Origin of the sequence: Bradyrhizobium sp. CSA112 (assembly GCF_029051645.1) — a bacterium.
In the GTDB taxonomy this organism is placed as follows: Bacteria; Pseudomonadota; Alphaproteobacteria; order Rhizobiales; family Xanthobacteraceae; genus Bradyrhizobium.
This window is the reverse complement of the sequence record NZ_JAACFS010000001.1, coordinates 354,771-380,780: the sequence shown is the minus strand read 5'-3', so window position 1 is coordinate 380,780 and position 26,010 is coordinate 354,771. Positions and strand designations below refer to the sequence as shown.

Annotated in this window: 22 protein-coding genes and 1 pseudogene; 12 read left to right on the top strand and 11 right to left on the bottom strand. The window is 62.4% G+C overall.

Features of this window, described 5'->3' with window-relative positions; all coding sequences use genetic code 11:
• Positions 1-17: 17 nt before the first annotated feature.
• From GWE18_RS01980 to GWE18_RS01940, 9 genes and pseudogenes are all read left to right on the top strand, one after another.
• Positions 18-965, top strand: coding sequence for an MBL fold metallo-hydrolase (locus GWE18_RS01980; protein ID WP_275184120.1), 948 nt, complete (start codon positions 18-20; stop codon positions 963-965).
• Between the two features lie 111 nt (positions 966-1,076).
• On the top strand, positions 1,077-1,877 hold the full coding sequence (locus GWE18_RS01975) for an acetoacetate decarboxylase (protein ID WP_275184119.1): 801 nt from the start codon (positions 1,077-1,079) through the stop codon (positions 1,875-1,877).
• A gap of 32 nt (positions 1,878-1,909) precedes the next feature.
• Positions 1,910-3,085 carry a patatin-like phospholipase family protein gene (locus GWE18_RS01970; protein ID WP_275184118.1) on the top strand — a complete coding sequence of 392 codons (1,176 nt, stop codon included), beginning with the start codon at positions 1,910-1,912 and terminating at the stop codon, positions 3,083-3,085.
• A 39-nt stretch (positions 3,086-3,124) separates the two neighbouring features.
• Entirely contained in the window at positions 3,125-3,907 is a 783-nt protein-coding gene (locus GWE18_RS01965) for a 3-hydroxybutyrate dehydrogenase (RefSeq protein ID WP_275184117.1), read from the top strand.
• A gap of 72 nt (positions 3,908-3,979) precedes the next feature.
• On the top strand, positions 3,980-4,987 hold the full coding sequence (locus GWE18_RS01960) for an HlyD family secretion protein (protein ID WP_275184646.1): 1,008 nt from the start codon (positions 3,980-3,982) through the stop codon (positions 4,985-4,987).
• A pseudogene (locus GWE18_RS01955) lies at positions 4,984-6,561 on the top strand (DHA2 family efflux MFS transporter permease subunit); the annotation flags it as partial. The gene GWE18_RS01960 and the pseudogene GWE18_RS01955, both read left to right, overlap by 4 nt.
• Positions 6,553-7,248 (top strand): TetR/AcrR family transcriptional regulator C-terminal domain-containing protein, encoded by a 696-nt coding sequence (locus tag GWE18_RS01950; protein ID WP_342804223.1) that lies wholly within the window; start codon positions 6,553-6,555, stop codon positions 7,246-7,248. The pseudogene GWE18_RS01955 and the gene GWE18_RS01950, both read left to right, overlap by 9 nt.
• The gene (locus GWE18_RS01945) at positions 7,245-8,264 is read left to right on the top strand and encodes a TetR/AcrR family transcriptional regulator C-terminal domain-containing protein (RefSeq protein WP_275184116.1); all 1,020 of its coding nucleotides are present in this window, start codon (positions 7,245-7,247) and stop codon (positions 8,262-8,264) included. Before GWE18_RS01950 ends, GWE18_RS01945 begins: the two co-directional genes overlap by 4 nt.
• Complete coding sequence (locus GWE18_RS01940; RefSeq protein WP_275184115.1) at positions 8,254-9,000, top strand: SDR family oxidoreductase; 747 nt, start codon at positions 8,254-8,256, stop codon at positions 8,998-9,000. Before GWE18_RS01945 ends, GWE18_RS01940 begins: the two co-directional genes overlap by 11 nt.
• A 63-nt stretch (positions 9,001-9,063) precedes the next feature.
• Here the strand turns inward: GWE18_RS01940 and GWE18_RS01935 are convergent, their stop codons facing one another.
• From GWE18_RS01935 to GWE18_RS01920, 4 genes are all read right to left on the bottom strand, one after another.
• Entirely contained in the window at positions 9,064-9,915 is an 852-nt protein-coding gene (locus tag GWE18_RS01935) for an amidohydrolase family protein (RefSeq protein ID WP_275184114.1), read from the bottom strand.
• Positions 9,915-10,952, bottom strand: coding sequence for an aldo/keto reductase (locus tag GWE18_RS01930; RefSeq protein ID WP_275184113.1), 1,038 nt, complete (start codon positions 10,950-10,952; stop codon positions 9,915-9,917). Before GWE18_RS01930 ends, GWE18_RS01935 begins: the two co-directional genes overlap by 1 nt.
• 231 nt (positions 10,953-11,183) lie before the next feature.
• Positions 11,184-12,905 carry a methanol/ethanol family PQQ-dependent dehydrogenase gene (locus tag GWE18_RS01925; RefSeq protein ID WP_275184112.1) on the bottom strand — a complete coding sequence of 574 codons (1,722 nt, stop codon included), beginning with the start codon at positions 12,903-12,905 and terminating at the stop codon, positions 11,184-11,186.
• Between the two features lie 72 nt (positions 12,906-12,977).
• On the bottom strand, positions 12,978-13,565 hold the full coding sequence (locus GWE18_RS01920; protein WP_275184111.1) for a Rieske 2Fe-2S domain-containing protein: 588 nt from the start codon (positions 13,563-13,565) through the stop codon (positions 12,978-12,980).
• Positions 13,566-14,266: 701 nt separating this feature from the next.
• Between GWE18_RS01920 and GWE18_RS01915 the strand changes: the two genes are divergently transcribed.
• On the top strand, positions 14,267-14,719 hold the full coding sequence (locus GWE18_RS01915) for a (2Fe-2S)-binding protein (RefSeq protein WP_275184110.1): 453 nt from the start codon (positions 14,267-14,269) through the stop codon (positions 14,717-14,719).
• A gap of 2 nt (positions 14,720-14,721) precedes the next feature.
• Positions 14,722-17,040 (top strand): molybdopterin cofactor-binding domain-containing protein, encoded by a 2,319-nt coding sequence (locus tag GWE18_RS01910; RefSeq protein ID WP_275184109.1) that lies wholly within the window; start codon positions 14,722-14,724, stop codon positions 17,038-17,040.
• A gap of 162 nt (positions 17,041-17,202) precedes the next feature.
• Here the strand turns inward: GWE18_RS01910 and ald are convergent, their stop codons facing one another.
• Complete coding sequence (gene ald, locus GWE18_RS01905; protein WP_275184108.1) at positions 17,203-18,318, bottom strand: alanine dehydrogenase; 1,116 nt, start codon at positions 18,316-18,318, stop codon at positions 17,203-17,205.
• 145 nt (positions 18,319-18,463) lie between these two features.
• Between ald and GWE18_RS01900 the strand changes: the two genes are divergently transcribed.
• On the top strand, positions 18,464-18,937 hold the full coding sequence (locus tag GWE18_RS01900; RefSeq protein ID WP_082646043.1) for an Lrp/AsnC family transcriptional regulator: 474 nt from the start codon (positions 18,464-18,466) through the stop codon (positions 18,935-18,937).
• A gap of 44 nt (positions 18,938-18,981) precedes the next feature.
• Here GWE18_RS01900 and cbbX read toward each other — a convergent pair whose 3' ends face one another.
• The 6 genes from cbbX to GWE18_RS01870 form a co-directional block, all read right to left on the bottom strand.
• Positions 18,982-19,875, bottom strand: coding sequence for a CbbX protein (cbbX, locus tag GWE18_RS01895; RefSeq protein ID WP_275184107.1), 894 nt, complete (start codon positions 19,873-19,875; stop codon positions 18,982-18,984).
• Positions 19,876-20,025: 150 nt separating this feature from the next.
• A complete protein-coding gene (locus tag GWE18_RS01890) occupies positions 20,026-20,445 on the bottom strand; it encodes a ribulose bisphosphate carboxylase small subunit (RefSeq protein WP_275184106.1) in 420 nt (139 codons plus the stop codon).
• 12 nt (positions 20,446-20,457) lie between these two features.
• The gene (locus GWE18_RS01885) at positions 20,458-21,918 is read right to left on the bottom strand and encodes a form I ribulose bisphosphate carboxylase large subunit (protein WP_275184644.1); all 1,461 of its coding nucleotides are present in this window, start codon (positions 21,916-21,918) and stop codon (positions 20,458-20,460) included.
• A gap of 55 nt (positions 21,919-21,973) precedes the next feature.
• Positions 21,974-23,059: a class II fructose-bisphosphate aldolase gene (fba, locus tag GWE18_RS01880; RefSeq protein ID WP_275184105.1), complete on the bottom strand. Its 1,086-nt coding sequence runs from the start codon at positions 23,057-23,059 to the stop codon at positions 21,974-21,976.
• 37 nt (positions 23,060-23,096) lie between these two features.
• The gene (gene tkt, locus GWE18_RS01875; RefSeq protein ID WP_275184104.1) at positions 23,097-25,136 is read right to left on the bottom strand and encodes a transketolase; all 2,040 of its coding nucleotides are present in this window, start codon (positions 25,134-25,136) and stop codon (positions 23,097-23,099) included.
• Complete coding sequence (locus GWE18_RS01870) at positions 25,133-26,008, bottom strand: phosphoribulokinase (RefSeq protein WP_275184103.1); 876 nt, start codon at positions 26,006-26,008, stop codon at positions 25,133-25,135. The genes tkt and GWE18_RS01870 overlap by 4 nt, the downstream gene beginning before the upstream one ends.
• Between the last annotated feature and the right edge of the window lie 2 nt (positions 26,009-26,010).

Below are 26,010 nucleotides of genomic sequence, written 5' to 3'. Positions count from 1 at the left end.
AGCCAGTAGCTTTGAACATGAAACAGGAGACGAACATGGACGTAGACACGAGCCTAGCCAACACCTCACATCCCGGTGGACCGGGGTCCAACGAATTGGTTCCGTCGCGCTACGCGGTGCAGGTCGGCGACATTGACGTGCTGGTGGTCAGCGATGGCGTGCTGCCGCTCCCAACCGCAATGTTGGCACACAACATCGACCCGGCCGTCCGGGCGACCTGGCTGAAAGACATGTTCCTGCCGCCGGACGCTTACGATTGGGCGCTGAACGTGGTCGTGGTGCGTAGCGGCGACCGGACCATACTCGTCGATGCTGGGCTTGGGCTCGACCCGGACTTGCACTTGCCGCGGGCCGGGCAATTGATCAAGCGACTGGAGGCCGCCGGCATCGATCTTGCGTCCGTGACCGACGTGGTGCTGACCCACATGCACATGGACCACATTGGCGGGCTGCTCGTCGACGGGGTCAAGGAACGGCTACGTCCGGATCTGCGGATCCACGTGGCGGCCGCCGAGGTCAAGTTCTGGGAGGCGCCCGATTTCTCCCACGTCTCCATGCCGCCGGGGTTCCCGGACGCGCTTCGATCGACCGCCAAGCGGTTCGTGAAAGAGTACCGCAGCCAGCTGCGGCCGTTCGAGGAGGAGTACGAGGTGGCGCCGGGAGTGGTCGTCACTCGCACCGGCGGCCACACCCCCGGGCACAGCGTGGTCCGCGTGGCGTCCGGCGGCGACCGGCTGACGTTCGCCGGAGACCTCGTGTTCGCGGTCGGGTTCGAGCACCCCGAGTGGTACAACGGCTTCGAACACGACCCCGAGGAGTCGGCACGCGTTCGTATCAGTCTTTTGCGGGAGCTGGCTGAGACCGGTGGGCTGCTGGTGGCTACTCACCTGCCGTTCCCGTCCGTCGGCCATGTGGCAGTCGACGGCGACGCCTTTCGTTGGGTGCCGGTCTTCTGGGACTACTGACCGCACGGTCCGAACGAGAGGCGCCTCGTAAGCGCTTCATTCGATACGGGCCGCGTTTCCAGCGCGGGAGCGCGGCCCGCTCACCCAAAATCCTCTTGGAGCTCGACCTCGATGAAACACGAGACCGTGCGCGCGAGCGCGTTCGCCATGCCGCTGACGAACCCGGCCTTTCCCGCCGGCCCCTACCGGTTCGTCAACCGCGAATACTTCATCATCCAGTACCGGACCGATCTCGAAGCGTTGCGCCGCATCGTGCCGGAGCCGCTGGCGATCACCGAGCCGGTGGTGAACTACGAATTCATCCGCATGCCCGACTCCACCGGCTTCGGCGACTACACCGAAAGCGGCCAGGTCATTCCGGTAAGCTACCAGGGCCAGGCCGGCAGCTTCGTCCACCAGATGTTCCTCAATGATCATCCGCCGATCGCCGGCGGACGCGAGCTGTGGGGCTTTCCCAAGAAGCTGGCGCAGCCAAAATTGGCCGTCGAGATCGACACGCTGGTCGGCACCCTGAACTACGGCTCGGTCCGCATCGCCACCGGCACCATGGGCTACAAGCACCGCGCCCTCGACACGTCAGTCGAAGCCAAAAAGCTCGCCGGCCCCAATTTCCTGCTCAAGATCATCCCGCATGTCGACGGCACCGCCCGCATCTGCGAGCTGGTGCGCTTCCATTGCGAGGATATCACCGTGAAGGGCGCCTGGACGGGGCCGGCTGCGCTCGACCTTTACTCGCATGCCTTGGCGCCCGTCGCCGAGCTGCCGGTCCTTCAAGTCTTGTCGGCCAAGCACATCGTAGCTGACCTCACGCTCGGGCTTGGCACGGTGATCCATGACTACCTCTCCTCGGGCAAGGCCGCGCGGCGCCGCGAGACCGAGTCCGGAATCTTGATCGAAGCGAATGCCGGCTGATCGGATCAATCGCAATGCAAGGAGTATTGGCAATGTTGAACGTGATACGCGAGCAAACCGGTCCTGTGGTGCAGCAAACCAAGCCGCTGCCCTACGATGTCGTCGCTTTGGTGCTGCAGGGCGGCGGGGCGCTTGGAGCTTACCAGGCCGGCGTCTATGAGGGCCTGCACGAGGCCGGCATCCGGCCGAACTGGCTGGCCGGCATTTCGATCGGCGCGCTCAACGCCGCCATCATCGCGGGCTCGCCCGAAGCCGAACGCGTGCAACGGCTGCGCGAGTTCTGGGAGACCATCTGTGCCTTTTCGATAGAATGGCCGGCCGGCGAAGGGCTGGCCAATGCCCTGCCCTTTGCGTTCGACATCAACTCGGTACGCAACGCGATGGCGGCGGCGAGGGCCCTGGTGCAGGGCCAGCCCGGCTTCTTCAAGCCGCGCTTCCCGTCGCCGCTTTGGTCGCCGTTCTCGGGCGATGCCGCGACCAGCTTCTACGATACGGCACCGTTGCAGCGGACGCTGGAGCGGCTCGTCGACTTCGATCGGCTGAACTCGGGCGAGGTGCGCGTCAGCGTCGGCGCGGTCAACGTGCGCACCGGCAACCTGACCTATTTCGACACTGCCGAACGCCGGCTCGGACCGAAGCATTTTATGGCTTCCGGCGCGCTGCCGCCGGGATTCCCCGCCGTCGAAATCGAAGGCGAGCACTATTGGGATGGCGGCATGGTTTCGAACACGCCTCTTTCCCGCGTGCTGTCCGGCGAGCCGCGCGACACCCTGACATTCCAGATCGATCTCTGGTCCGCCAGGGGCCGCGTACCCTATGACATGATGGAAGTGTCGAGCCGGCAGAAGGACATCCAGTATTCGAGCCGGACGCGCGCCATTACGGATCACATGACGCGGATGCAGAAAATGCGTCAGGCGCTGCAGCGGACGATGGAGGAACTGCCGGAAAGCGCCAAGGCTAAGCCGGAAATCCGCGCCATCGCCGATATGGCGCGCCATCGCTCCTACAACATCATCCACCTGATTTATCAGACCAAGATCCACGAGGGCCATTCGAGGGATTACGAGTTCGGGCTGAGCGCGATGCGTGCACATTGGCAGAGCGGGCTCGACGACATCCGCCGCACGCTGGCCGACCCGCGGCGCCTCGACCCGCCGGCGCCGGAGCTCGGCATGGTGACCCACGACGTCCATCGCCGCGATTGAGCTTTGGCTAATTCATCTCAAACATCGAAAGGAATTCCCATGTTGAAAGGCAAGGTAGCCATCGTCACCGGGTCGACCAGCGGCATTGGGCTCGGGATCGCCAAGGAGCTCGCCAAGCTCGGCGCCGACCTGGTGTTGAACGGCTTCGGCGATGCCGGTGAGATCGAGGCGATCCGCAGCGGGATCGAGCGCGAGCACGGCGTGCGCGTCGTCTACGACGGCGCCGATATGTCAAAGGGAGAAGCCGTGCGCGGATTGATCGCCGCGACCGTCGAGAAGTTCGGGCGTCTCGACATTCTGGTGAACAATGCCGGCATCCAGTTCACCGCGCCGGTCGACGAATTCCCGCCCGCCAAATGGAACGCCATCCTGGAGATCAACCTGTCGGCAGCGTTCCACGGCATAGCAGCGGCGATACCCCAGATGAAGAGGCAGCGCTGGGGACGCATCGTCAACATCGCCTCCGCGCACGGTCTCGTCGCTTCAACGCACAAGGCAGCCTACGTCGCAGCCAAGCACGGGCTGGTCGGCCTCACCAAGGTGGTCGGCCTCGAGACAGCCGGAAGCGGCGTGACCTGCAACGCGGTCTGTCCTGGCTGGGTGCGAACGCCGCTGGTCGAAAAGCAGATCAGCGACATCGCTGCGCAACGCGGCATCAGTCAAAAGCAAGCCGTCGAGGAGCTTTTGTCCGAGAAACAACCGTCTCTGGATTTTGCCTCTCCCGAGCAGCTTGGCGGCACTGTCGCGTTCCTTTGCTCCGCTGCTGCAGACCAGATCACGGGCACCGCAATCTCCGTCGATGGCGGCTGGACCGCGCGGTAACCGCGAGTGAATGGTGCGAGCGATAATAACCATTGCAAGGAGGGCGTCGTGGCGCATCTCAACAAGAAAAAGATGGTCGGCTTGGTGCTGTGCCTCGGCGCCGTCGTGGTCGTGGCCGGCGGATGGGTCTATGCCCGTTCAAACGAGACGTTTACCGACAACGCCTACATTCGCGGCGACATGACGTCGCTCGCGCCAAAGGTTGCGGGCTACGTCACGGCCGTGGAGGTTCAGGACAACCAGTCCGTTCGCGCGGGTGACGTCCTGTTCCGGATCGACGACCGGGACTACCGCGCGCGGCTTGCGCAAGCAGAAGCCAATGTCGAAGCCGCACGAGCCCGCCTCGCCAATGTCGATGCCGAGACCCAACTCCAGCACGCCCTGATAAGGCAGGCCGAAGCTCAAAGACTTGCGAGCGTGGCCGAGATGAATCTGGCTCGCAAGGCCTCCGATCGTCGCCGCGAGCTGATCCGCACCAATGCCGTCAGCCAGGCCCAGGTCGACGAAAGCGATGCGGCGCTGTCGAGAACCGAGGCCGGCGTGTCGGCGGCATCGGCGACGGTAGAGGCCCAGCGGCAACGCATCAAAGTCCTTGCCAGTCAGCGCGAAGCTGCCGTGGCGGCCGTGGCGCAGGCACAGGCCGCGCGCGATCTAGCCCAGATCGATCTCGACCACACCGTCGTGCATGCACCGATCGATGGCGTCATCGGCAATCGCCAGGTCCGCGTCGGCCGGCTTGTTGCACCAGGCACCTCCTTGCTCGACATCGTTCCGGTCAAGGACGTGTGGGTCGTTGCGAACTTCAAGGAAAGCCAGATCGAACATATCCGGACTGGTCAGCGCGCTCGCATCACCGTGGACGGCTACCCGGACCAAACGATTGAAGGCGTGGTGGACAGCTTTGCGCCCGGCAGCGGGTCTGCGTTCACCCTGCTCCCCACCGACAATGCGACCGGGAACTTCATTCGTGTCGTTCAACGCGTGCCTGTGAAGATCCGGTTCGCCAGGAATCCATTGCCCGGCCGCGTCGTGCCTGGCCTATCCGCACGTGTCGAGATCGATCGAGGAATTGGCAGATGACCGTGATCGCCGACGCCACGCCAGGCTACGACAGGCGCGCGGCAGGAAGCATTCTTGTCGCAGGCATCGTGCTCGCCACTCTGACGGAGGCAGTCGCAAGCACCGTCCTGTCGCTCGGACGCAACGATATCATCGGCGACACCCATGCAACTCCCGATGAGTTCGCCTGGCTCGACGTCGGATACACCGCTACGAAGCTTATCGGGTTCATGGCCGCCTCCTGGCTCATGACCTGTATCAATCCGCGCAGCCTGATCATCGGCTCGACAGTAGTCATGGCAACGGCCTGCGGCATCGCCGCCATCACAGATCGGCTGGACCTGCTGATCGCACTCCGCATCGTGCAAGGCTTCTCCGGCGGCACCTTGCTTGTCGCCGGGCAGTCGATCATTTTTCTTGCCTATCCGCGATCCTGCCAGCCGATCCTGCAGGCACTGTTTGCGATGGGGTCTGTCGTGGCTCCCGGGACCATCGCCCCGGCACTGCAGGGGTGGTTGATCGACAGCCATTCGTGGGCATGGATTTTCTTCAGCGTTGTTCCGGTAGCCCTCGCCGCCATCGGACTTCTGCTGATCGCGGACGGCCCGCGGCCCGTTACAACTGCGCGCCTTCCGTTCGACTGGATCGGCTTCTTGTTGATGTCACTTGCATTTTTCTGCTTCACTTATGTGCTCAATCAGGGCAGCCGATGGCGCTGGTTCGAGGAGCCTCGCATCGTGTGGCTAACCGTGATCGGCGCAGCAGCCCTGCTGGCACTTCTCGGCCAACAGGTGATGGCCAAAAGCCAAGGCCTGCTGGATTTCACCCTGTTCCGGTCGAGCGATTTTTCATTCGCATTCATCGTCAGTTTTGTCGCCGGTGCCGCCTTGTTCGGCAGCGCGTATCTGATCCCGTCCTTTGCCGTGTCCGTTCTCGCGTTCACGCCTACCGATGCAGGCCAGCTCCTGTTGCCAAGCGGCGCGCTTTTCGTTGGCGCGCTCCTCATTGCTGCCTTTCTCATGCAGGTCAGAGGCGCTCCCCCGATCGCCACGGTGCCGTTCGGAATCCTGATGATCATGGCCGCGATGTGGATGCTGTCCGGCTCGACCAGCGAGAGTGGCACCGACGACATGATGGCAGCCATCCTGCTGCGCGGATTTGGACTTGGCTTCCTCTTCCTGTCGATCACTCTCATCGCCTTCAGCGAGCTGAACAACCGCAATCGTGCGTCTGGCATCGGCCTCTTCAATGCGGGCCGCCAGATCGGCGGCCTCATGGGGGTAGCCGGGCTCCAGACCATGATCGACCACAATGTGACCGCCAATGCTGCGGTGCTTGGCGCCAGCGTCACCGCAGGCGTCCCTGCGGTCAGCGAGCGGCTGACGACGATGAGCGCCGTGCTCGCGGCACGAGGGATGGACAGCGTGGCGTCCGGCCGGGCTGCGATGGGCCTCTTGGCCCGATCCGTTACCGGTCAGTCCACCGTGATCGCTTTCGATACGGCGTTCGCTGCGGTCGCCCTCCTTTTCGTCATCGCCGCGCCCGTGCTGGTCACCATCAAGGTCGCCTTCGCCCTGCACGCGAAGATGCGCGCGGCGCAGTTACCCCGGACCGAGGAGCCGTACATGAGACATCCCGCGACGAAGCCCGTTCGACAAGACAATGCTGCACCGAAGCCAGACGCTCGCGCCGACATCGTGCTGGCTATGAGCGAGGCTCTCGCTCATCCGAGCGGCGCGCCCGCTGGTCTCAACGGTATCTTGGATCGAAGCGGATACTCGAAAGAAGATATTCTTTCGGCGTTCGAGAGCGTCGACGATCTCATCGTCGCGATCGCCGAACACAAAGCCTCCCTCATATCGCAGCCATTGGTGAGAAGAGCGAGCCCTGGCACCGTAGACGATGCACGCGAAACCCTCATCGCGTTCGGACGCGTTGCCTGGAAGGAATATTCAACCACCCTGGTCGGGTTCATTCGGATGGTGATGACCGAAGGTGCACGCAATCCTGCGCTCAAGAAGCGGGTGCACGAGGCGGGGCAAGCGACTGTCACGCTCAGGCTGCGGGAGTTTCTGGCGGCAGCAAATGAAAGGGGGATCCTGTCGATATCGGACGCTCAGCTATACGCCGAGCAATTGATGGGACTGCTAAGGGAACCGCTCTACCAGGCACTCATGCTGAGTCCAGCAACGAGATCGGAGGGAGTAGCCGCCGACCGCGTCAGAGCCAGCATCGAAAGGTTCATTCAAGGATGCGCGAGCACGAGGAGCATCACGCGATGAGCGCAGCTAATGATATTGCCCGGTTAAGACGGTCTGGCCCGAGAGAGAGCCCTTCAAGACTGAAAGTCGTCGGCGATGTCCCGCCAGACCTGGCAAACAACATCGACGAGAATGGATCCCTGGTGACCGTCGATCCAGCCGACTGGATCGTCTGTTTCGTACCCGGCCTTCGACGGCAGTGGTGGCATCGGTTCGTCCACCACAGGCATAAGCACGTCTTTGCCATGCGACCCACGGGCACGGGGAGTTGGTTACTCGTGGAGCCGTGGTGGACGCGCATGATGGTGACGATCTTGCCGCCGGCCGATGCAGTCAGATTTCTCCGGTGGGGTGCGACGGGCGATATCCTTCGCGTCCGCGAAGCGGTCCCGGGTAAAGCGAGCCAGATTCGCGGCTGGTCCAACTGCGCGGTTCTCTCGGCGTTCTTGCTGGGGCGATCGAGCTGGGCATGGACGCCGCACGGTCTCTACCGGCAATTGGTCCGGGAAAAGTCGACACGACGCGAGAATGTTCAGCAACTTCTCGTCGACCAATTCACCAAAGTCGTCGGCCATCACTCGTCCAACGCATTGAGTGTCAGCGCCGACCAGCTTTCCCTGCCACTACGGGAGTTGCTCGTCATCATTGGACGCAATCTTCTCGAGACGATGATGACACCGTCGTTGCTGGAGGTTTGCTACACAGCCATCCTTGAAGCGGATCGCTACCCCGATGCGACACAGGCCTACGCGCAACACGGCCCTACGCCGGCCATCGCGGTCCTTACGAAAATTCTCGCGAAAGCGAAGCAGGCCGGCGAAATCGATCTCGCGGATTGCGAAGCCGGCGCCCGCCAGTTTCTTGGAATGCTCCACGGAAACGTTCACCTGGAAGCTGTGCTTCAGCTCGGCGAGATACCAACGCTTTCCGAAATCGATTTGCGCGCCCGCACCGCGGTGAGATTGTTTCTCGACGGTGCCGCGCCCAACAAGACGGCAATCATCGCACCACAGAAGGAGATCGAACATGCACAGTGAAAAGGTCATTATAGTCACGGGCGGCAGTTCCGGCATCGGTCGGGCCGCGGCGCTCCGCTTCGCCAGACAAGGCGACAAGGTGCTAGTAACCGGCCGCCGTCCCGGCCCCATCGAAGAAACAGTTGCCGAGCATGCAAACATCACGGGCCTGGTTGCGGATGTCGCCTCCGCCGAGGACGCCAGCCGCACGATCACCAAGGCAGTCGATCTCTGGGGCAGAGTGGATGCTTTGGTCAACAACGCCGGCGCAGGTGCAATCCTTCCGCTGGCGGATACGACGGCCGATCGGATCACGGACATCTTCTCCGTCAACGTCATCGGCCCAAGTTTGCTCGCTGCTGCTGCTCTTCCTCACCTGAGAGCAACACGGGGCGCGATCGTCAATGTCTCAAGTACTTTCGGTCACAAACCGGCGGCTGGACTGTCCCATTACGCAGCCAGCAAGGCTGCATTGGAGCACTTGACCCGCTGCTGGGCGCTGGAGCTTGCACCGCTCGGCATCCGAGTGAACGCCGTCGCGGCTGGTCCCACTGAATCAGGCGCGCTAACAGGCATGATGGGGCTCTCCCTCGAACAGGCTGCGGCAATTAAGGAACAGGAGCGCGGGCGCATACCGCTCGGACGACGCGGCGTTCCGGACGATGTCGCAGAATGGATCGTGCGACTTGCCGGTCCCGCTTCGGAATGGATGACGGGCCAGGTGGTCGCTGTCGATGGCGGCTTGGGACTGGCTTAGCCGCATCGCGGTTGAGCCCGGCGGGACCGCGCAGCAGGGAGCGCGGTCGGAGTTACCGGGCGATCAACTGGCTTCAACGTTCCATCTCCTGCCCGAGAGATAGATGCGCGCCGCGTTACCGCCAAAGATAGCTGCGTTTTCATCAAGTGACAGACCGGCCAGCATGGTTTCGGCGGCGGCAAGCCATTTTTCATAACCGCCCGCCAAATTGACCACCGGCCAGTCGCTTCCCCATAGCAGGCGATGCGGCCCGAAGCACGCAACGACGTGATCCACGGCATTCCGTAGATCCCCTACTTGCCAGTCTGGTGCGGCCTCGGTTGCCAAACCTGATAGCTTGCAGACGATGTTGGGGCGTTCGGCGAGCGACGCGATATCATCGTGCCAGACCGCGAGCTCGCCGGTTGCAAGCCGCGGCTTGGCGCAATGGTCCAGCACGAACTGCAGCTCAGGATGATCATCAACGACCCGCAGCAGCCGCGGCAAATGGCGCGGCAGCACCAGCGCGTCGAACACCAGGCAGTTTCGAGCCATTGCCGCCAATAGCGGCGCCAAGGCGGGGCGGAGCAGCCAATCGTCATCGGCAATGTCCTGCACCATCGGCCGCAAGCCAACCAGGAGTTTGCGCGCAGCGAGCGCATCAATGCGCGCCTCGCCGTCGGCTGCATCGAAATCCGTCCAGCCGACCACTCCCCGCACCACCTGCCCCTTCGCCGCGATGTCGAGCAGAAACATGGTCTCCGCCTCGGTCGGTGCGGCCTGCACCAAAATCGTCCCCTTGATGTCAGCGGCAGCGAGGTGCGGCGCCAGATCCGAAAGGGAAAAGTCACGATGGATCGGTGCGAGCGCGGGCGTCAGCCAACCATAATCGCCCCGGGCGAGACTCCACACATGGTGGTGCGCATCGATCCGCATCAGCCGGCTGCAGCCTGCGGAACAGGCGCTTCCGCATCCAGCAGACCCTCGGCCTTCAGATCGGCCCAAAGCGCGGCTGGTACCTCGCTGGACAGCGCGGCTACGTTGCGCTCGACCTCCTGCGGACTCTGGCCCCCCAGCACAACGCTCGCCACCGCCGGATGGCCCAGAGCGAAATGCAATGCCGCGGTTGGCAGGGCGACGCCATGCGCATCACATACACGTTCGATCTGCGTCACCTTTGCCAGGATCTCAGGTGGCGCATCCCTATAATTGTATTTGGCGCCGCTCACCGCGCCGGTCGCCAAAATACCTGAGTTGAATACGCCGCCGAGCAACACACCGATTCCCTGTTGCTGCGCAAGCGGCAGAAATTCCGCCAGCGCCGGTTGCTCGAGCAGGGAATAGCGCCCGGCGAGCAGCATGGTGTCGAATGATCCGGCTTGCGCGAAACGCACGCACATCTCGGCCTCGTTCACGCCGATCCCGATGCCCGCAACAACGCCCTCTCCGCGAAGCCGGTCCAGCGCGACGTACGCCCCAGCCATCGCTTCGCGAAACCGCTCCTCGATCGCGTCGATGCCATGAGTCCAGACGTCGACGTCGTGGATCAGCAACAGGTCCAGCCGGTCGGTCCCTAGCCGCAACAGCGACTGTTCCACCGAACGCATGGTACCGTCATAGGAATAGTCGAACGCTGCCCGGTGCGGCAGCCCACCCATAAAGCCGGAGCCGTCGGCTCGCGCTTGAAACGGGTCCATCCAGCGACCGACCTTGGTACAAACGACGATGCCCTGGCGCGGCACGCACCTGATCGCCGTGCCGCAACGATGTTCGGCAAGGCCGTTGCCGTAGTGCGGAGAAGTATCGAGGAGATTGATGCCGAGCTCGAACGCGCGTTTCACCGTATCGATGGCCGTGCCGTCATCCAGTTGCACGTAGAGGTCACCAAGCGGCGCGGTTCCGAATCCTAGAACCGAAACCTGAAGCCGCGTCCGACCAAGGACACGGCGCGGCAATCCCAGCACCGGATTCATGTCGATTGGCCCTTTTTGGGCCCGTTGCCGGTGATGCGCCTTTCCTTCATCTGTTTGCCCCTAGCCATTTCCGCTTACTGTAAACCCCAGGCGCCAAAACTGCATTTAGCGGCGGACATTGGGGCAATCGTTCTCTGTTGATGTAAATACGGGTCAGCTACTTATAGATGGTCGCAGCGGTGCCTGGCCGCGGCCTGCAGCGGCCAGACACCGGAATCTGCCTTCTCGCCGTCACTTCTTGACGGCGAACACCCAAACGACGCCGCCCTGCGGCACGTTATTTTCCAAGCCAGGGACCTTGCCCACCAATGCGTCCTGGATGCGCTGCGCGTCCACGCCCCAGCCCGACTGCACGGCGATATACTGCGTGCCGTCCACCTCATAGGCGATCGGCATGCCCATGATGCCGGAGTTGGTCTTTTGCTCCCAAAGCAGTTCGCCGGTCTTGGCGTGGAAGGCGCGGAACATCCGGTCATTGGTGCCGCCGACAAGGATGAGATCGCCCGCGGTTGCCGTCACCGAGCCGAACAGGTGCGACTTGGGAAAATTGTGCGACCAGACCTTTTTGCCCGTGGCCGGATCCCACGCCTGCAGCTCGCCAAAGTGGGTGGCGCCTGGACGAGGCGTCAAGCCGATGTCCTCGGGCTTCGTTCCGAGCCAAAGCTGGCCGGCAACCAGCGGCACCTTCTCACCGGTGAAGCCGCCGCAGAAATTCTCGTTGGCGGGAACGTAGACCAGTTTGGTGTTCTGACTATATGCCGCCGACGGCCAATCCTTGCCGCCCCACAATGACGGACAGAACTCGACCCGCTTGCCAATGCCTGGCTTGTGGGCGGGATCGGGAATTGGCTTGCCGCTCGGATCGATGCTCTTCCAGACATCGGTATAAACGAACGGCCAGCCCGCCACGTATTTGATGCCCTCCGGCTTGCGCTCGAGCACCCAGAAAATCGCGTTGCGTCCCGGATGGATCAGACTCTTGATGGTGCGGCCGTCCCTTTGCAGGTCGATCAGCATGGGGGCGTCCACCTCGTCCCAGTCCCAGGAATCGTTTTGATGGTACTGGAAGTATGATTTCATCTTGCCGCTGTCGGGATCGAGCGCGAGCACCGATGTCGAATAGAGATTGTCGCCGGGGTGAGTTTCGCCCGGCCAGGGGGCAGCGTTGCCGGTGCCCCAGTAGATTGTCCTGGTATCGACATCGTACGTGCCGGTCATCCAGGCAGGCGCGCCGCCTGTTTTCCAGTCGTCGCCTTTCCACGTTTCATTGCCGGGTTCTCCCTCGCCCGGAATGGTGAAGGTTCGCCACAACTCCTTGCCGGTATTGGCATCGTAGGCAACGATGTAACCGCGCACGCCGAATTCGCCGCCTGAACCGCCGACGATCACCTTGCCGTCGACGACCAGCGGCATCAGGGTCAAATACTGCCCCTTCTTGTAGTCCTGAACCTTGGTATCCCAGACCACCTTTCCGGTCTTGGCATCGAGCGCGACCAGATGGTCGTCCGTCGTGGCGAGGTACAGCTTGTCCTGCCACAGGCCGACGCCGCGGTTGGTCGGGTGCAATTGGAAGAGGTCGTCGGGGAGCTGGCGCTTATATCGCCAGTACTCGTCGCCGGTCTTGGCATTGAGCGCTATCACCTGCCCCATCGGGGTCGCGATGAACATGACGCCATTGTTGATGATCGGCGGGGCCTCGTGTCCCTCGACCACACCGGTCGAGAACGTCCACACCGGTACCAGGTTTTTCACATTCGAGGTGTTGATCTGGTCGAGCGGGCTGTATCCGTGGCCGTCATAGGTCCGGCGATAATGCATCCAGTTGCCAGGCTCAGGATTTTTGAGTCGCTCGGCCGTCACCGGGCTGTAGTTTTCGATCGGGCCGGCGGCAGCGATCGAAACGAAGCATGTGGACGCGACAAAGCTCGACAAAAGCCATTGCTTCAAGGCCATAGCGCAACCTCCCCTTTGTTTTCATCTCACGAATTCTGTTTTTTCATTGTCGTGGATCGACGGCGCCCGCCGTCACCTGGCCTGCTGCGCACCTACCTTTCCAACAAATGCCGCGGCCACCGTCAGCGGACCGTCTTCTGCCGCCAACGGAAGCGCCGGCAGACGCCGGGGCGCCGGCCCAAAGACAACCTGCGCGCTTTGCCTGGGGTCAAATTCCGAATTATGGCAAACGCATTTGAACACGTCCTTGTCGCCGCTTGCCGCCTTTACCCATGCAGTGATTGGACAGCCGGTGTGGACGCAAATTACCGAATAGGCCACGACGCCGCCGGCCGCGCGTGCGCGCGTCTCTTCATCCAACTCGGCCGGGTCCAGTTTGACGACGAGCACCTCGTTCAGGCGCGAGCCCTTGCGGACAACCGCCGTCTTGGGATCCTTTGGCCAGGCCCGCACCGGCGGTCCACCGGCTTGCAGATCCTGCGGCTTGATCACCTCGCCCGCACGGTCCCCTTCGGCGAAAACTAGAACATCGTCTTTCTGCGGTCGCTCGTTGCTGCCCGGCTGATCTTCTTCGGCGACGGAGGACCTGGACGATGCCAAGCAGGCGCCCGTGGCAAGCGCCGTCAGGATGAGTGCACGCCGCGTCGGATCCTGACGCATCGCTGTTGCGAGCTCTGCGTCTGTGCTTGTGATCGACGTTGTGGCCTGATCGGATTTGCACATGACACAAACTGAAGGACGGAGTCGGTCAAAAAAATGGCGACGGACAGATTGGTGTTTTGACTACTCTTGCTTCTAGCATCGTCAGCGATTGCAATAAAAGCAAGCAATAGTAAGCGTCCATCGCACTTCATGCGATCATCACTGCATCATGCATATTTCGCAGGACAGCTCAGCTTTCTGCCGTGTGCGCTGCGTTATGGCCGCGTGGATGAAGATCGAGAGTGGGAAGCGTCGGCACAAAGCACTCGGCCAGCCGATATTGATCGCGCTCAATTGATCGCGCGCACAGAAGTTCGCGCTGTGCCGAACTCTGTTCTCCTGACAACAATGTTCAAGGTTGTCGCGAGTTACTTTCGGCTAGTGCCCCACTGCGTCAGCGTTGCTGACCAAATGTAATCTTTTTCCCGATGCCCCGTTTTCGCCAAACATGCGGAAGCAAATGTACAACGCTTTGTGGCGGCGATCCGCAAAGCGCTGCCTACTGAACAACAGCAAATAATAACGATCAGGAGGATGGCTCGAAGAAATCCCAGCCAGACGATACAGCAAGGAATTTCGAACAGCGGCGTTGAGCGGTCAGCAAGAACGTTTTCGCACGCGTCGCAGCGACCATCAGCAGCTTACGAAGGGGATCGATCATGATTACGATGAAGATTAACGGCCAGCAGAAGAACTGGGATGGCGATCCCGATCTTCCGCTGCTCTGGTTCCTCCGCGACGAAAGCGGATTGACGGGTACGAAATACGGCTGCGGCCAGGCGCTGTGCGGCGCCTGCACGGTGATCGTCGACAAGCAGGCGACACGCGCCTGCATTACCTCGGTTTCCGACGTGGTCGGTCGGGAAGTCACGACGATCGAAGGCCTGCATCCGACCGGCGACCATGCGGTTCAGAAGGCTTGGCGCCAGCTCAATGTTCCGCAATGCGGCTTTTGCCAGGTCGGCCAGATCATGCAGGCGGCCGCCCTATTGATGGAAAATCCGAAGCCCACCCACGACCAGATACGCGAGGCCATGGCGGGCAATATCTGCCGTTGCGGCACTTACCAGCGCGTCGAAAACGCCGTGCGTCTCGCATCGACGGGGGTGTGATCATGAATATCCTCACCAATCCCAAAAAGCTCCGTGGTTTTGAACGCCATATCAAGGTCGACAACGTCTCACGTCGCAGTATCCTCAAGGGGCTCGGGCTGGCCGGCGGCTTTGTGCTCGCCGCGCCTGTGATGTCACGCCCAGGATTTGCCGCGTACCAGACCGGCGCGGACAAGATGCCGCACGGTGTTGTGGTGGACCCGCGCGTCTTCGTTTCCGTTGCATCCGACGGAACAGTGACGATCCTCGCGCATCGCGCCGAGATGGGAACGGGTGTCCGCACCAGCCTGCCGATGATCGTCGCCGAAGAGATGGAAGCCGACTGGTCGCGCGTTCGCGTCCAGCAGGCGCCGGGCGACGAGGTCAAATTCGGCAACCAAGATACCGATGGATCGCGCAGCACGCGGCATTACTTGATGCCAATGCGCCAGATCGGCGCCTCGGCCCGCACCATGCTCGAGACAGCCGCGGCGAAACGCTGGGGCGTGCCGGCAACCGAAGTGAAGGCCGTCAATCACGAGGTCGTCCATAATGCAAGCGGACGCCGCATTGGCTTCGGAGACTTGGCGGCCGATGCCGCCAAGGGGGCGGTGCCGAGTGTCGAAGGCCTGAAGCTGAAAGATCCGAAGGACTTCCGCTATCTCGGCAAGGGCGCGATCGGCATTGTCGATCTTCGCGACATCACGGTGGGCACCGCGCGTTACGGCGCCGACGTCCGGCTACCAGGCATGAAATATGCCGTCATTGCCCGGCCGCCGGTGACCGGCGGCAAGGTCGTATCGTTCGAGGGGTCGGAAGCGATGAAGGTCTCCGGCGTCGAGAAGGTTATGGAGGTCAAGGGCTGGCCGTGGCCCTCAAAATTCCAGCCGCTCGGCGGGGTCGCCGTAATCGCGCGCAACACCGGCGCGGCCATCAAGGGACGTGACGCGTTGAAGATCGTTTGGGATGACGGGCCAAACGGCAAATACGACTCGGTCGCCTACCGGGCTGAGCTCGAGGGAGCAGCGCGCAAGCCCGGCCTGGTCGTGCGTAAGGAAGGCGACGTGGACGCCGCCTTGAAGAGCGCCGACAAGGTGATCGTGGGTGAGTACTACCTGCCGCATCATGCCCACGTCGCCATGGAGCCGCCGGTCGCGGTCGCGGACGTCAAGGGCGACAGGGCCGAGATCTGGGCGCCGGTGCAAAGCGCGGGCGGAACGCGCGAGGACGTCGCCACGACGCTTGGCATTCCCCAGGAGAACGTCACCGTCAATGTCACGCTGCTCGGCGGCGGATTCGGGCGCAAGTCGAAATGTGATTTCGCCCTCGAAGCCGCCCTGCTTTCCAAGGAGCTCGGCGCGCCGGTCAAGGTGCAATGGACGCGGGAAGACGACATTCGCAATGGCTTCCTGCACACCGTTTCCGTGGAACGCATCGAAGCCGGCATCGACAAGAACGGCAAGGTGACCGCCTGGCGGCATCGCAGCGTCGCGCCGAGCATCGCCTCGACATTTGCCGCCGGTGCGCTGCATCAGGCGCCGTTCGAACTCGGCATGGGGCTGGTCGACATGCCCTTCGAGATCGCCAACGTCCAGTGCGAGAATCCGGAAGCGGCCGCGCATACCCGCATCGGCTGGTTCCGCTCGGTGTCGAATATCCCGCGCGCCTTTGCGGTGCAGTCCATGGTCGGCGAAATCGCCCATGCCACCAAACGCGACCAAAAGGACATGCTGCTGGAGCTGATCGGCGCGCCGCGGATCGTCAAGCTCGATTCCGTGAAAGACCTCTGGAATTATGGCGAGCCCTACGACAGTTATCCGATCGATAGAGCTCGTCTTCGGAAAGTGGTCGAGTTCGTCGCGGACAAGGGCGGCTGGGGACGGTCCGTGCCCAAGGGCCACGGGCTGGGCATTGCCGTGCACCGCAGTTTCGTCAGCTATATCGCGACCATTGTCGAGGTAGCCGTCGACGAAAAGGGCAAGCTCACCGTGCCCCGCGTGGATACCGCGATCGATTGCGGAACCTACGTCAATCCGGAGCGGATCCAGGCGCAGATGGAAGGCGCTGTGATCATGGGCATGAGCTTCGCCAAAACTGGCGAGATCACTTTCAAGGACGGCAAGGTACAACAGGGCAATTTCGACGATTTCCCGGTGCTCCGGATCGACGAATCTCCTGCCGTGACCAACGTCTATATCGTGCCTCCCGGACCCGACACCCCGCCCAGCGGCGTCGGTGAACCGGGCGTACCGCCCGTTGCGCCGGCGCTGATCAACGCGATCTTCGCCGCGACCGGTAAGCGCATCCGCGCACTGCCGATCGGCAAGCAATTGGAGGCGTAAGGGGAACGTTGGCCGGACGGAAAGACGACTGCGCGGGATGCTCAAGGCTCCGGCGCTGCCGTCCTGGAATGTCGAGAAGCTCGAATAGGCTCACCCGCCGATTGACCGGTTGCGCAAGCGCGCGTTCGTCGCATGCCTTGACGGATCATCAGCCGGCGGGCTTTACGCCGCCAGAATTTTCTCGGGCGCCGCCGCGGGCAAATTCTGGCTGTCGGCGACTGCACGGTTGGTGATCTGCCCGCGATGCACGTTGAGCCCGGCGCGCAGATGCGGATCTTCGATCAGCGCGCGGATGCCTTTCCCGGCCAACGCAAGGCCGAACGGCAGCGTGGCATTGTTGAGCGCGTGGCTCGACGTCACCGGCACGGCGCCGGGCATGTTGGCGACGCAATAATGCACGATCTCGTCGACCAGATAGGTCGGCGCCTGATGGGTCGTCGGCCGCGACGTCTCGAAGCAGCCCCCTTGGTCGATCGCAACATCGACCAGCACGGCGCGGCGCTTCATGCGGGCGAGATGCGCGCGGGAGACGAGTTTCGGCGCGCTGGCGCCCGGCACCAGCACCGCGCCAATGACGACGTCAGCGCCGATGATCTCCTCCTCGATCGCCTCCAGCGTTGCGTAGCGCGTCCGAACGCGGCCGAGGAACATCTCGTCAAGGACGCGAAGCCGCGGCAGCGAGCGGTCAAGGATGACGATATCGGCGCCGAGACCTGCGGCCATCCGCGCGGCATGCGTGCCGACCACGCCGCCGCCGATCACGGCGATCCTGCTCGGAGCGACGCCGGGCACGCCGCCGATCAGCTTGCCCATGCCATCCGCCGATTTTCGCAAGGCGGCACCCGCCGCCTCGATCGCCAACCGTCCCGCCACCTCGCTCATCGGCGCCAGCAGCGGGAGCCCGCCATGGGCATCCGTCACCGTCTCGTAGGCGATCGCGGTGCAGCCGGATGCGAGAAGCCCCTTGGTCTGCGCGGTGTCCGGCGCAAGGTGCAGATAGGTGAAGAGGATCTGGTTCTCGCGAAGCTGGCGCCATTCCGCCGGCTGCGGCTCCTTGACCTTGACCACCATGTCGGCGGTCGCGAAGATCTCGGCTGCCGTGTCCACGATCGCTGCGCCGGCCGAACGGTAGATATCATCGCTGGCGCCAATGCCGAGCCCGGCACCTTGCTCGACGATCACTTCGTGTCCATCCGCCACATATTCCCGCACCGACGCCGGCGTCAGACCGACGCGGTACTCCTCGACCTTGATTTCCCTGGGCACACCGATCCGCATCGCCTTGGCTCCTGCATTGGAGTCTGCTGTCCGATGCCAAGAAATTACTCCTGAACGAGCAACGCTTCTCTGCGAATTGCGGCTTGCCGGGCTTCATTTGCGCAGATATTCTGCTCAATAGCATCGCTTATTAGAGAATAATGGCATGATCGAGCTGGATCGTATTGATCTTCGGATTCTGACCGAATTGCTCTCCGATGCGAGGGCGAGCCAAATCGAGCTCGCCGAAAAAGTCGGGCTGTCGCCGACTGCCTGCGCGCGCCGTATTCGTCAGCTCGAGGAAACCGGCATCATTCGCGGCTATCGGGCCGATCTCGAACCGACTGCGCTCGGGCTCGTCACCACGGTTGTCGTCACCATCACGCTGGAAAAACAGAGCGAGGAATATCTCGCCGCGTTCGAAGCGGCGATCGCCCGTTGTCCCGACGTGGTGTCCTGCCACCTGATGTCGGGCAGCGATGACTATCATCTGCAGGTGATCGCGCGCGACATCGCGGACTTCGAGCGGATTCACAAGCAGCATCTTTCGCGGATGCCCGGCGTCGCGCGAATCCATTCGAGCTTTGCGATGCGCGAAGTGGTTCGCAGGGCAATCCCTGAAACGGCGCTACAGCGTTAGCTCCGCCGATCGTCGTCTATCCCCGTACCCACAGAAGGTACAAGCTAACTCGCTTCGGCGGATTTTCCGGCCTTCCTGAACACGCGGCTCGCAAGCACGTCCGACGCCTCAATCGACCGGATATCGTCCACTGTCAGGACATGATCGAGATCTGCGACGAGGCGATTGGCCTGGCGCAGCCGCAGGCGGTCCAAAGCGTTGCGGATCGAGCGGGCGTTGGAGAACAGCGGCTGCTTCTTGCGCAATGCAATGTAGCGAACGAACTCCGCACGCGCATCCGGCGTGAAACCGTAGTTCATGTCGCGCAGCATCAGCTCTGCGATATCGAGCAACTCATCGTCGGAATAATCCGGAAAGTCGATGTGGTGCGCGATACGTGAACGGAAGCCGGGGTTGCTGGCGAAAAACTTGTCCATGCGATCGCCGTATCCGGCGAGGATCACGACCAGATCCTCGCGCTGCGTTTCCATCACCTGCAGCAGGATCTCGATCGCCTCCTGGCCGTAGTCGCGCTCGTTGTCGGGCCGGTGCAGATAATAGGCCTCGTCGATGAACAGCACGCCGCCCATCGCCTTCTTCAGGATCTCCTTGGTCTTCGGCGCGGTGTGACCGATATATTGCCCGACCAGTTCGTCGCGCGTCACCGAGACCACCTGGCCGCGGCGCACGAAACCGAGCCGGTGCAGGATGCTGGCGATCCGTAGCGCAACCGTGGTCTTTCCGGTGCCGGGATTTCCTGTAAATGACATGTGCAGCGTCGGCGCGTCCGACGTCAGTCCCATGCGCTTGCGAATGCGTTCAATCAGAAGCAGCGACGCAATCTCGCGGATGCGCGTCTTTACCGGCTTCAGCCCGATCAGTTCGCGGTCGAGCTGCGAAAGGATCTCCTCGATGCCGACGGCTTCGAGTTCATCGCGGAGGTTGACCGCATCAGTCATTGGGGCGGTATCCAGGTCCATCTGCCAAACCTCAATGCGCTGCACTCGTACTTTGAAAAAACTCCGTCGCCGCTCTGCAGCGACGGAGCAGTGCATCCTGCAGACGAAGGCACGATCAGGGAGAACGCGTCTGCCGGACAGAACGCGAGCCTAACCGTAGCGCCGGCCCTCCGGGCGATCGGTGGCGTATGACGAGGTCGTGTAGCGGATGTTGCGGCCGGCCATTTCATGCCGCTCGAGGCGGAAGCCGGGCTCGTCCTTCGGCCGGTTGACGATGAAGGACAGCCGCACCGATTCCCAGCCGTGACTGGAATCGAACGCCGACAGGCGGATGTAGCTGTTACCATACACCTTGCGGCACTCATTCAGCTCCATCATGACACCGGCAGCGTCGCGGAGATCGAACATCGGCAATCCCCACATTTCCCAGAAATTATTACGGGGATGCGGATCGTCGGTAAATTCGATGTTCACCGCCCACCCCTGCTCCAGGCAATACTGGACCTGGCGGGAAATCTGCTCGTCGGTGAGATCGGGCAGGAACGAGAAGCAGCCTTGGGTAACACGCATGATTTACTCTCCTTACATCGCGACAGAGGGCGTGGGGACGTAGTCCGGCATGTCGGTCGATTCATAGTTGAAGGTGACGTCCTTCCAGACCTCGAGCGCCGACTTCAGCGGCGTGCAGGTCTCCGCCGCCTTGGCCAGAATCTCGGGGCCCTCGCGCAGATAGTCGCGGCCTTCATTGCGGGCGAGGATCATCGCTTCCAGCGCCACGCGGTTGGCGGTGGCGCCGGCCTGAATGCCCATGGGATGACCGATGGTGCCGCCACCGAACTGCAGGATCACGTCTTCGCCGAGATGATCGAGCAGTTGGTGCATCTGCCCGGCATGAATGCCACCCGACGCCACCGGCATCAGCTTGTTGAGGCTCGCCCAGTGCTGATCGAAGAACACGCCGTGCTCCAGCCGCGCCGGATTGTAATCCTCGCGGCAGATATCGTAATAGCCGCGCGTCGTCGCCGGATCGCCCTCGAGCTTGCCAACCACGGTGCCGGCATGGATGTGATCGACGCCCGCAAGCCGCATCCACTTGGCGATGACGCGGAACGAGACGCCGTGACTGCGCTGCCTCGTATAGGTCGAATGCCCTGCCCGATGCAGATGCAGGATCATATCGTTACGGCGCGCCCATTTGGCCATCGACTGGATCGCGGTATAGCCGATCACGAGATCGATCATGATGATGACCGAGCCAAGTTCCTTGGCGAACTCGGCACGCTCGTACATGTCCTCCATGGTGCCGGCGGTGACGTTGAGATAGGTGCCCTTGATCTCGCCGGACGCAGCCTGCGCCTTGTTGACGGCCTCCATGCAATAGAGGAACCGCTCCCGCCAGTGCATGAAGGGCTGCGAGTTGATGTTCTCGTCGTCCTTGGTGAAGTCGAGCCCGCCCTTCAGCGCCTCATAAACCACGCGTCCATAGTTGCGGCCTGACAGCCCGAGCTTCGGCTTCACGGTGGCGCCGAGCAGCGGGCGGCCGAACTTGTCCATCCGCTCGCGCTCGACCACGATACCGGTCGCCGGGCCCTGGAATGTCTTCACATAGGCCACCGGCAGCCGCATGTCCTCGAGCCGCAGCGCCTTCAAGGGCTTGAAGCCGAACACGTTGCCGATGATCGAGGCCGAGAGGTTGGCGATCGATCCGGACTCGAACAGGTCGAGGTCATAGGCGATGTAGGCAAAATACTGCCCCGGCGAGTTCGGAACGGGATCGACCCGGAAGCATTTCGCGCGGTACTTTTCTGCAGCCGTCAGCCGGTCGGTCCAGACCACCGTCCACGTCGCGGTCGAGGATTCGCCGGCCACCGCCGCGGAGGCTTCGACCGGATCGACGCCATCCTGCGGCGTCACCCGGAACAGTGCGATGATGTCGGTGTCCTTTGGCTGGTAGTCGGGCTCCCAGTAGCCCATCTTCTTGTATTCGAGGACGCCGGATTTGTAGCGATCCTTGCCGCGAACGGTCATCGAGTGCATGTTCATGTTGCTCTCCTCAGGTGGTGTGCGGCGACTGGTCGGGATCGTGGTGGTCATCAGTTCATTCGGCGGCATCGGCCATTCCTCCCATACGTGGATCGAGCGCGCCCGAGCGGTAGCGCTTTGCCATCTCGGCCAACGGAATGACCTTGATCTCGGAAGCATGGCCCGCGGTGCCGAACTGTTCGAAGCGCTCGCGGCAGAGGTCGCGTAAGCCATCCATCGCCGGTTTGAGGAATTTGCGCGGATCGAATTCGCTTCTGCTTTGCGTCGCCACCTTGCGGAACGCCGCGGTCATCGCCAACCGGCAGTCGGTGTCGATATTGACCTTGCGGACGCCATGCCTGATGCCACGGACGATTTCCTCGACCGGAACGCCCCAGGTCTGCGGCATCTCGCCGCCGAATGCATTGAAGGCGTCCTGCAGCGGCTGCGGCACCGACGACGAGCCGTGCATCACCAGATGCGTGTTCGGCAGCCGGCGATGGATTTCCTCCACCACCCGCATCGCAAGAATGTCGCCGTCCGGTTTGCGCGAGAATTTATACGCGCCGTGCGAGGTGCCCATCGCAATTGCCAGCGCATCGACCTTGGTGGCACGAACGAAATCGACCGCCTGATCGGGATCGGTCAGCAGTTGATCGTGGCTGACCTCGCCTTCGACGCCATGGCCGTCTTCCTGTTCGCCGCCGCCATGTTCGAGCGAGCCGAGCACGCCCAACTCGCCTTCGACCGAGGCGCCGATCCAGTGCGCCATGTCGACCACGCGGCGGGTGATGTCGACATTGTATTCATAGCTTGCCGGGCTCTTGGCGTCGGCTTTCAGCGAACCGTCCATCATGACGGAAGTGAAGCCGTGCTGCAGCGCGGTGGCACAGGTCGATTCCTCGTTGCCGTGGTCCTGATGCAGGCAGAGCGGAATCTGCGGATGCATCTCTTCCAGCGCGTCGATCATCTTCGAGAGCATGATGTCGTTGGCATAGGAGCGCGCGCCCCGCGAAGCCTGGATGATCACGGGCGCATCGACAGAAGCCGCCGCATCCATGATCGCGAGACCCTGCTCCATATTGTTGATGTTGAATGCCGGCACGCCGTAACCATGCTCGGCGGCATGATCCAGCAGTTGCCTCAGCGTGATTCTGGCCATCGGCGCCTCCTTTCGTCTTCCAGTGTTTTATTCGCCATCATGAATAGGTCGTCGCCATTCTCGTTCGGGCGAGGCAACGCGTGGCGGCCGCCGCGACAGCCTCCGGCGTGATGCCAAACTCCCGATAGAGAATTTCAGCCGGAGCGGATGCCCCGAAGCCCGTCATGCCGACGAACTCGCCGCCATCGCCAAGCCAGCGCGCCCAGTCGCCCTCGACCGCTGCCTCGACGCCGACCCTCGGAACGCGCCCGAGAACGGCGGTCCGGTATTCCAGGGATTGCTGACGAAACAGCTCGAAGCACGGCGCCGAGACGACCGCGGCGCGGACGTTGTCTTTCTCGAGCAATCTGGCCGCCTCGAACGCGATCGATAATTCGGAGCCGGTTGCGATCAAGGTGACGTCACGGCCGTTCTCGGGTTCGACGACGACGTAGGCGCCGAACCCGACCAGATTGGTTTCGCCAGCGGTCTCGCGGAACGTCGGGAGCGCCTGGCGTGACAGGCACAGCACCGAAGGACTTGTGTCTGCCCGCAGCGCGCAATCCCACGCCTCCGCCGTCTCGACCGCGTCGCCCGGGCGGAATACCAGCAGATTCGGTATCGCCCGCAGCGATGCCAGATGCTCGACCGGCTGATGCGTCGGACCGTCTTCGCCCAGCCCGATCGAGTCATGCGTCATCACATGGATAACGCGGATCTTCATCAACGCGGCTAACCTGATCGCAGGGCGGCTGTAATCGGCAAAGCTGAGAAACGTGCCGCCATAGGGGATGAAGCCGCCATGCAGTGCGATACCGTTCATCGCAGCCGCCATGGCATGCTCACGGACACCGTAATGGATATAGCTGCCATCGAGGGCATCAGGCCGCACCGGTTGCTGCGTCTTCGCCCGCGTCAGGTTCGAATGGGTAAGGTCGGCCGAGCCGCCGAGCAGATTGGGTAGCGCTTCCGCGATCACGTCGATCACCAATTGCGACGCTTGCCGGGTAGCGATTTTCGGCCGCTCGGTACCGAACCGGATCCGTATCTGCGCCATCGCGTCGGCATATCCGCAGGGCAACCTTCGATTCAGTGCATCGTGAAACGGTGACCGTGCCGTCGAGCCGGGGCGCCTGCTTCGCTCGATCCACGCCCGCCGTGCCGCACGTCCTTGTGCACCGACTTCGCGCCAGGCATCGATGACAGCTCCTGGAACGTGAAACGGCGCATGCGGCCAGTTCAACCTGCCGCGCGTCTTCTCGACTTCATCCGCGCCGAGCGGGGCGCCATGGACCTTCTCCGTCCCCTGCCGGTTGGGCGCACCGAAACCGATCACCGTGCGGCAGGCAATCAGGGATGGCCGGCTATCGTGCCGGGCGTGCCGGATCGCTGCAGCGATCGCTTCGGGGTCATGGCCATCGATCCGGCTTGCCGACCAGCCCGACGCCTTGAAGCGCGCGAGTTGGTCATCCGAGCATGACAGCGAAGTCGATCCGTCGATCGAGATTTCGTTGTCGTCATACAGCACGATCAGCCGGCCGAGCTTCAGATGTCCCGCCAGCGAAATAGCTTCCTGGCTGAGGCCCTCCATCAGGCAGCCGTCGCCGGCGATCACATAGGTGTAGTGATCGACCAGATCGTCGCCGAAGCGTGCATTCATGAGGCGCTCGGCCAGCGCCATGCCGACCGCGGTCGCGATCCCCTGCCCCAGCGGCCCCGTGGTGGTCTCCACGCCGGGCGTGTGCCCGTACTCCGGATGGCCGGGGGTCTTCGATCCCCACTGCCTGAACGCCCTCAACTCGTCCGTCGTCACGCCCTCATAGCCGGTCAAATGCAGCAGCGCATACAGCAGCATCGAGCCGTGACCGGCCGACAATACGAACCGGTCGCGATCCGGCCACGCCGGATCGGCGGCATCGAATTTGAGGAACCGCGAGAACAGCACTGTGGCCACATCGGCCATCCCCATCGGCATGCCCGGATGGCCCGACTTCGCCTTTTCGACGGCATCGATTGCCAGAAAGCGGATCGCGTTTGCCATTTCCGCATGCGAAACAATCGGGCGGGTGGCGATACGGGACAGAGCGAGATCGGTCATAGCATGCGCCTCTTGCGTTCCATCAGTTGCAGGATCAACGGAGTGAGGATGAGCTGCATCGCGAGATCGAGCTTCGAGCCGTGGATCACGATCGAGTTGGCCCGCGACATGAAGCTGTTCGGAATCATCGACAGCAGGTAGGGAAAGTCGATGCCGCGCGGATTCTTGAGCCGGATCACCACCATCGATTCATCTGGCGTCGGTATCCAGCGCGCAATGAACGGGTTCGACGTGTCGACCGTCGGCACACGCTGGAAGTTGATGTCGGTCTCGGTGAATTGCGGGCAGATGTAATTTACGTAATCCGGCATCCGCCGCAGGATGGTGTCGGTTACCGCCTCCGCGGTGTAGCCGCGGTCGCTGCGGTCGCGATGCAGCTTCTGGATCCACTCCAGATTGATGACGGGAACGACGCCGATCTTGAGATCGGCATGCTGCGCGATATTGACCTTGTCGGTCACAACAGCGCCATGCAGACCTTCATAGAACAACAGATCCGACTTTTCGGGCAACGGCTCCCATTTCGTGAATGTGCCCGGATCTGCGCCATAGAGCTTGGCCTCTTCATGATCGTGCACGTAATGCCTGGTGGTCCCGGTCCCGGACTCGCCGTAGTCGCGGAACAGTTTCTCCAGCTCCTCGAACAGGTTCGTTTCCGGGCTGAAATGGCTGAAGTGCTTGTTGCCGCGTTCGGCTTCTTCCGCCATTTTGGTGCGCATCTCAAAGCGGTTGTAGCGGTGGAAGGCATCGCCCTCGACATAGGCGGCCGCGACCTTTTCGCGGCGGAAGATATTTTCAAACGTCTTCTTCACCGAGCTCGTGCCGGCGCCGGACGATCCCGTAATCGATATGATGGGATAGCTACGTGACATCT

Bases quoted from the DNA above. Each gene is read 5' to 3' on its own strand.
- GWE18_RS01950 (WP_342804223.1), top strand. From the start codon at position 6,553: ATGCGCGCGGCGCAGTTACCCCGGACCGAGGAGCCGTACATGAGACAT.
- GWE18_RS01975 (WP_275184119.1), top strand. From the start codon at position 1,077: ATGAAACACGAGACCGTGCGCGCGAGCGCGTTCGCCATGCCGCTGACG.
- fba (WP_275184105.1), bottom strand. From the start codon at position 23,059: ATGGCCAGAATCACGCTGAGGCAACTGCTGGATCATGCCGCCGAGCAT.
- GWE18_RS01925 (WP_275184112.1), bottom strand. From the start codon at position 12,905: ATGGCCTTGAAGCAATGGCTTTTGTCGAGCTTTGTCGCGTCCACATGC.
- GWE18_RS01960 (WP_275184646.1), top strand. From the start codon at position 3,980: ATGGTCGGCTTGGTGCTGTGCCTCGGCGCCGTCGTGGTCGTGGCCGGC.
- tkt (WP_275184104.1), bottom strand. From the start codon at position 25,136: ATGACCGATCTCGCTCTGTCCCGTATCGCCACCCGCCCGATTGTTTCG.
- GWE18_RS01885 (WP_275184644.1), bottom strand. From the start codon at position 21,918: ATGAACATGCACTCGATGACCGTTCGCGGCAAGGATCGCTACAAATCC.
- GWE18_RS01980 (WP_275184120.1), top strand. From the start codon at position 18: ATGAAACAGGAGACGAACATGGACGTAGACACGAGCCTAGCCAACACC.
- ald (WP_275184108.1), bottom strand. From the start codon at position 18,318: ATGCGGATCGGTGTGCCCAGGGAAATCAAGGTCGAGGAGTACCGCGTC.
- GWE18_RS01890 (WP_275184106.1), bottom strand. From the start codon at position 20,445: ATGCGTGTTACCCAAGGCTGCTTCTCGTTCCTGCCCGATCTCACCGAC.
- GWE18_RS01945 (WP_275184116.1), top strand. From the start codon at position 7,245: ATGAGCGCAGCTAATGATATTGCCCGGTTAAGACGGTCTGGCCCGAGA.
- GWE18_RS01965 (WP_275184117.1), top strand. From the start codon at position 3,125: ATGTTGAAAGGCAAGGTAGCCATCGTCACCGGGTCGACCAGCGGCATT.
- GWE18_RS01970 (WP_275184118.1), top strand. From the start codon at position 1,910: ATGTTGAACGTGATACGCGAGCAAACCGGTCCTGTGGTGCAGCAAACC.
- GWE18_RS01930 (WP_275184113.1), bottom strand. From the start codon at position 10,952: ATGAATCCGGTGCTGGGATTGCCGCGCCGTGTCCTTGGTCGGACGCGG.
- GWE18_RS01935 (WP_275184114.1), bottom strand. From the start codon at position 9,915: ATGCGGATCGATGCGCACCACCATGTGTGGAGTCTCGCCCGGGGCGAT.
- GWE18_RS01900 (WP_082646043.1), top strand. From the start codon at position 18,464: ATGATCGAGCTGGATCGTATTGATCTTCGGATTCTGACCGAATTGCTC.
- cbbX (WP_275184107.1), bottom strand. From the start codon at position 19,875: ATGACTGATGCGGTCAACCTCCGCGATGAACTCGAAGCCGTCGGCATC.
- GWE18_RS01940 (WP_275184115.1), top strand. From the start codon at position 8,254: ATGCACAGTGAAAAGGTCATTATAGTCACGGGCGGCAGTTCCGGCATC.
- GWE18_RS01870 (WP_275184103.1), bottom strand. From the start codon at position 26,008: ATGTCACGTAGCTATCCCATCATATCGATTACGGGATCGTCCGGCGCC.
- GWE18_RS01920 (WP_275184111.1), bottom strand. From the start codon at position 13,565: ATGCGTCAGGATCCGACGCGGCGTGCACTCATCCTGACGGCGCTTGCC.
- GWE18_RS01910 (WP_275184109.1), top strand. From the start codon at position 14,722: ATGAATATCCTCACCAATCCCAAAAAGCTCCGTGGTTTTGAACGCCAT.
- GWE18_RS01915 (WP_275184110.1), top strand. From the start codon at position 14,267: ATGATTACGATGAAGATTAACGGCCAGCAGAAGAACTGGGATGGCGAT.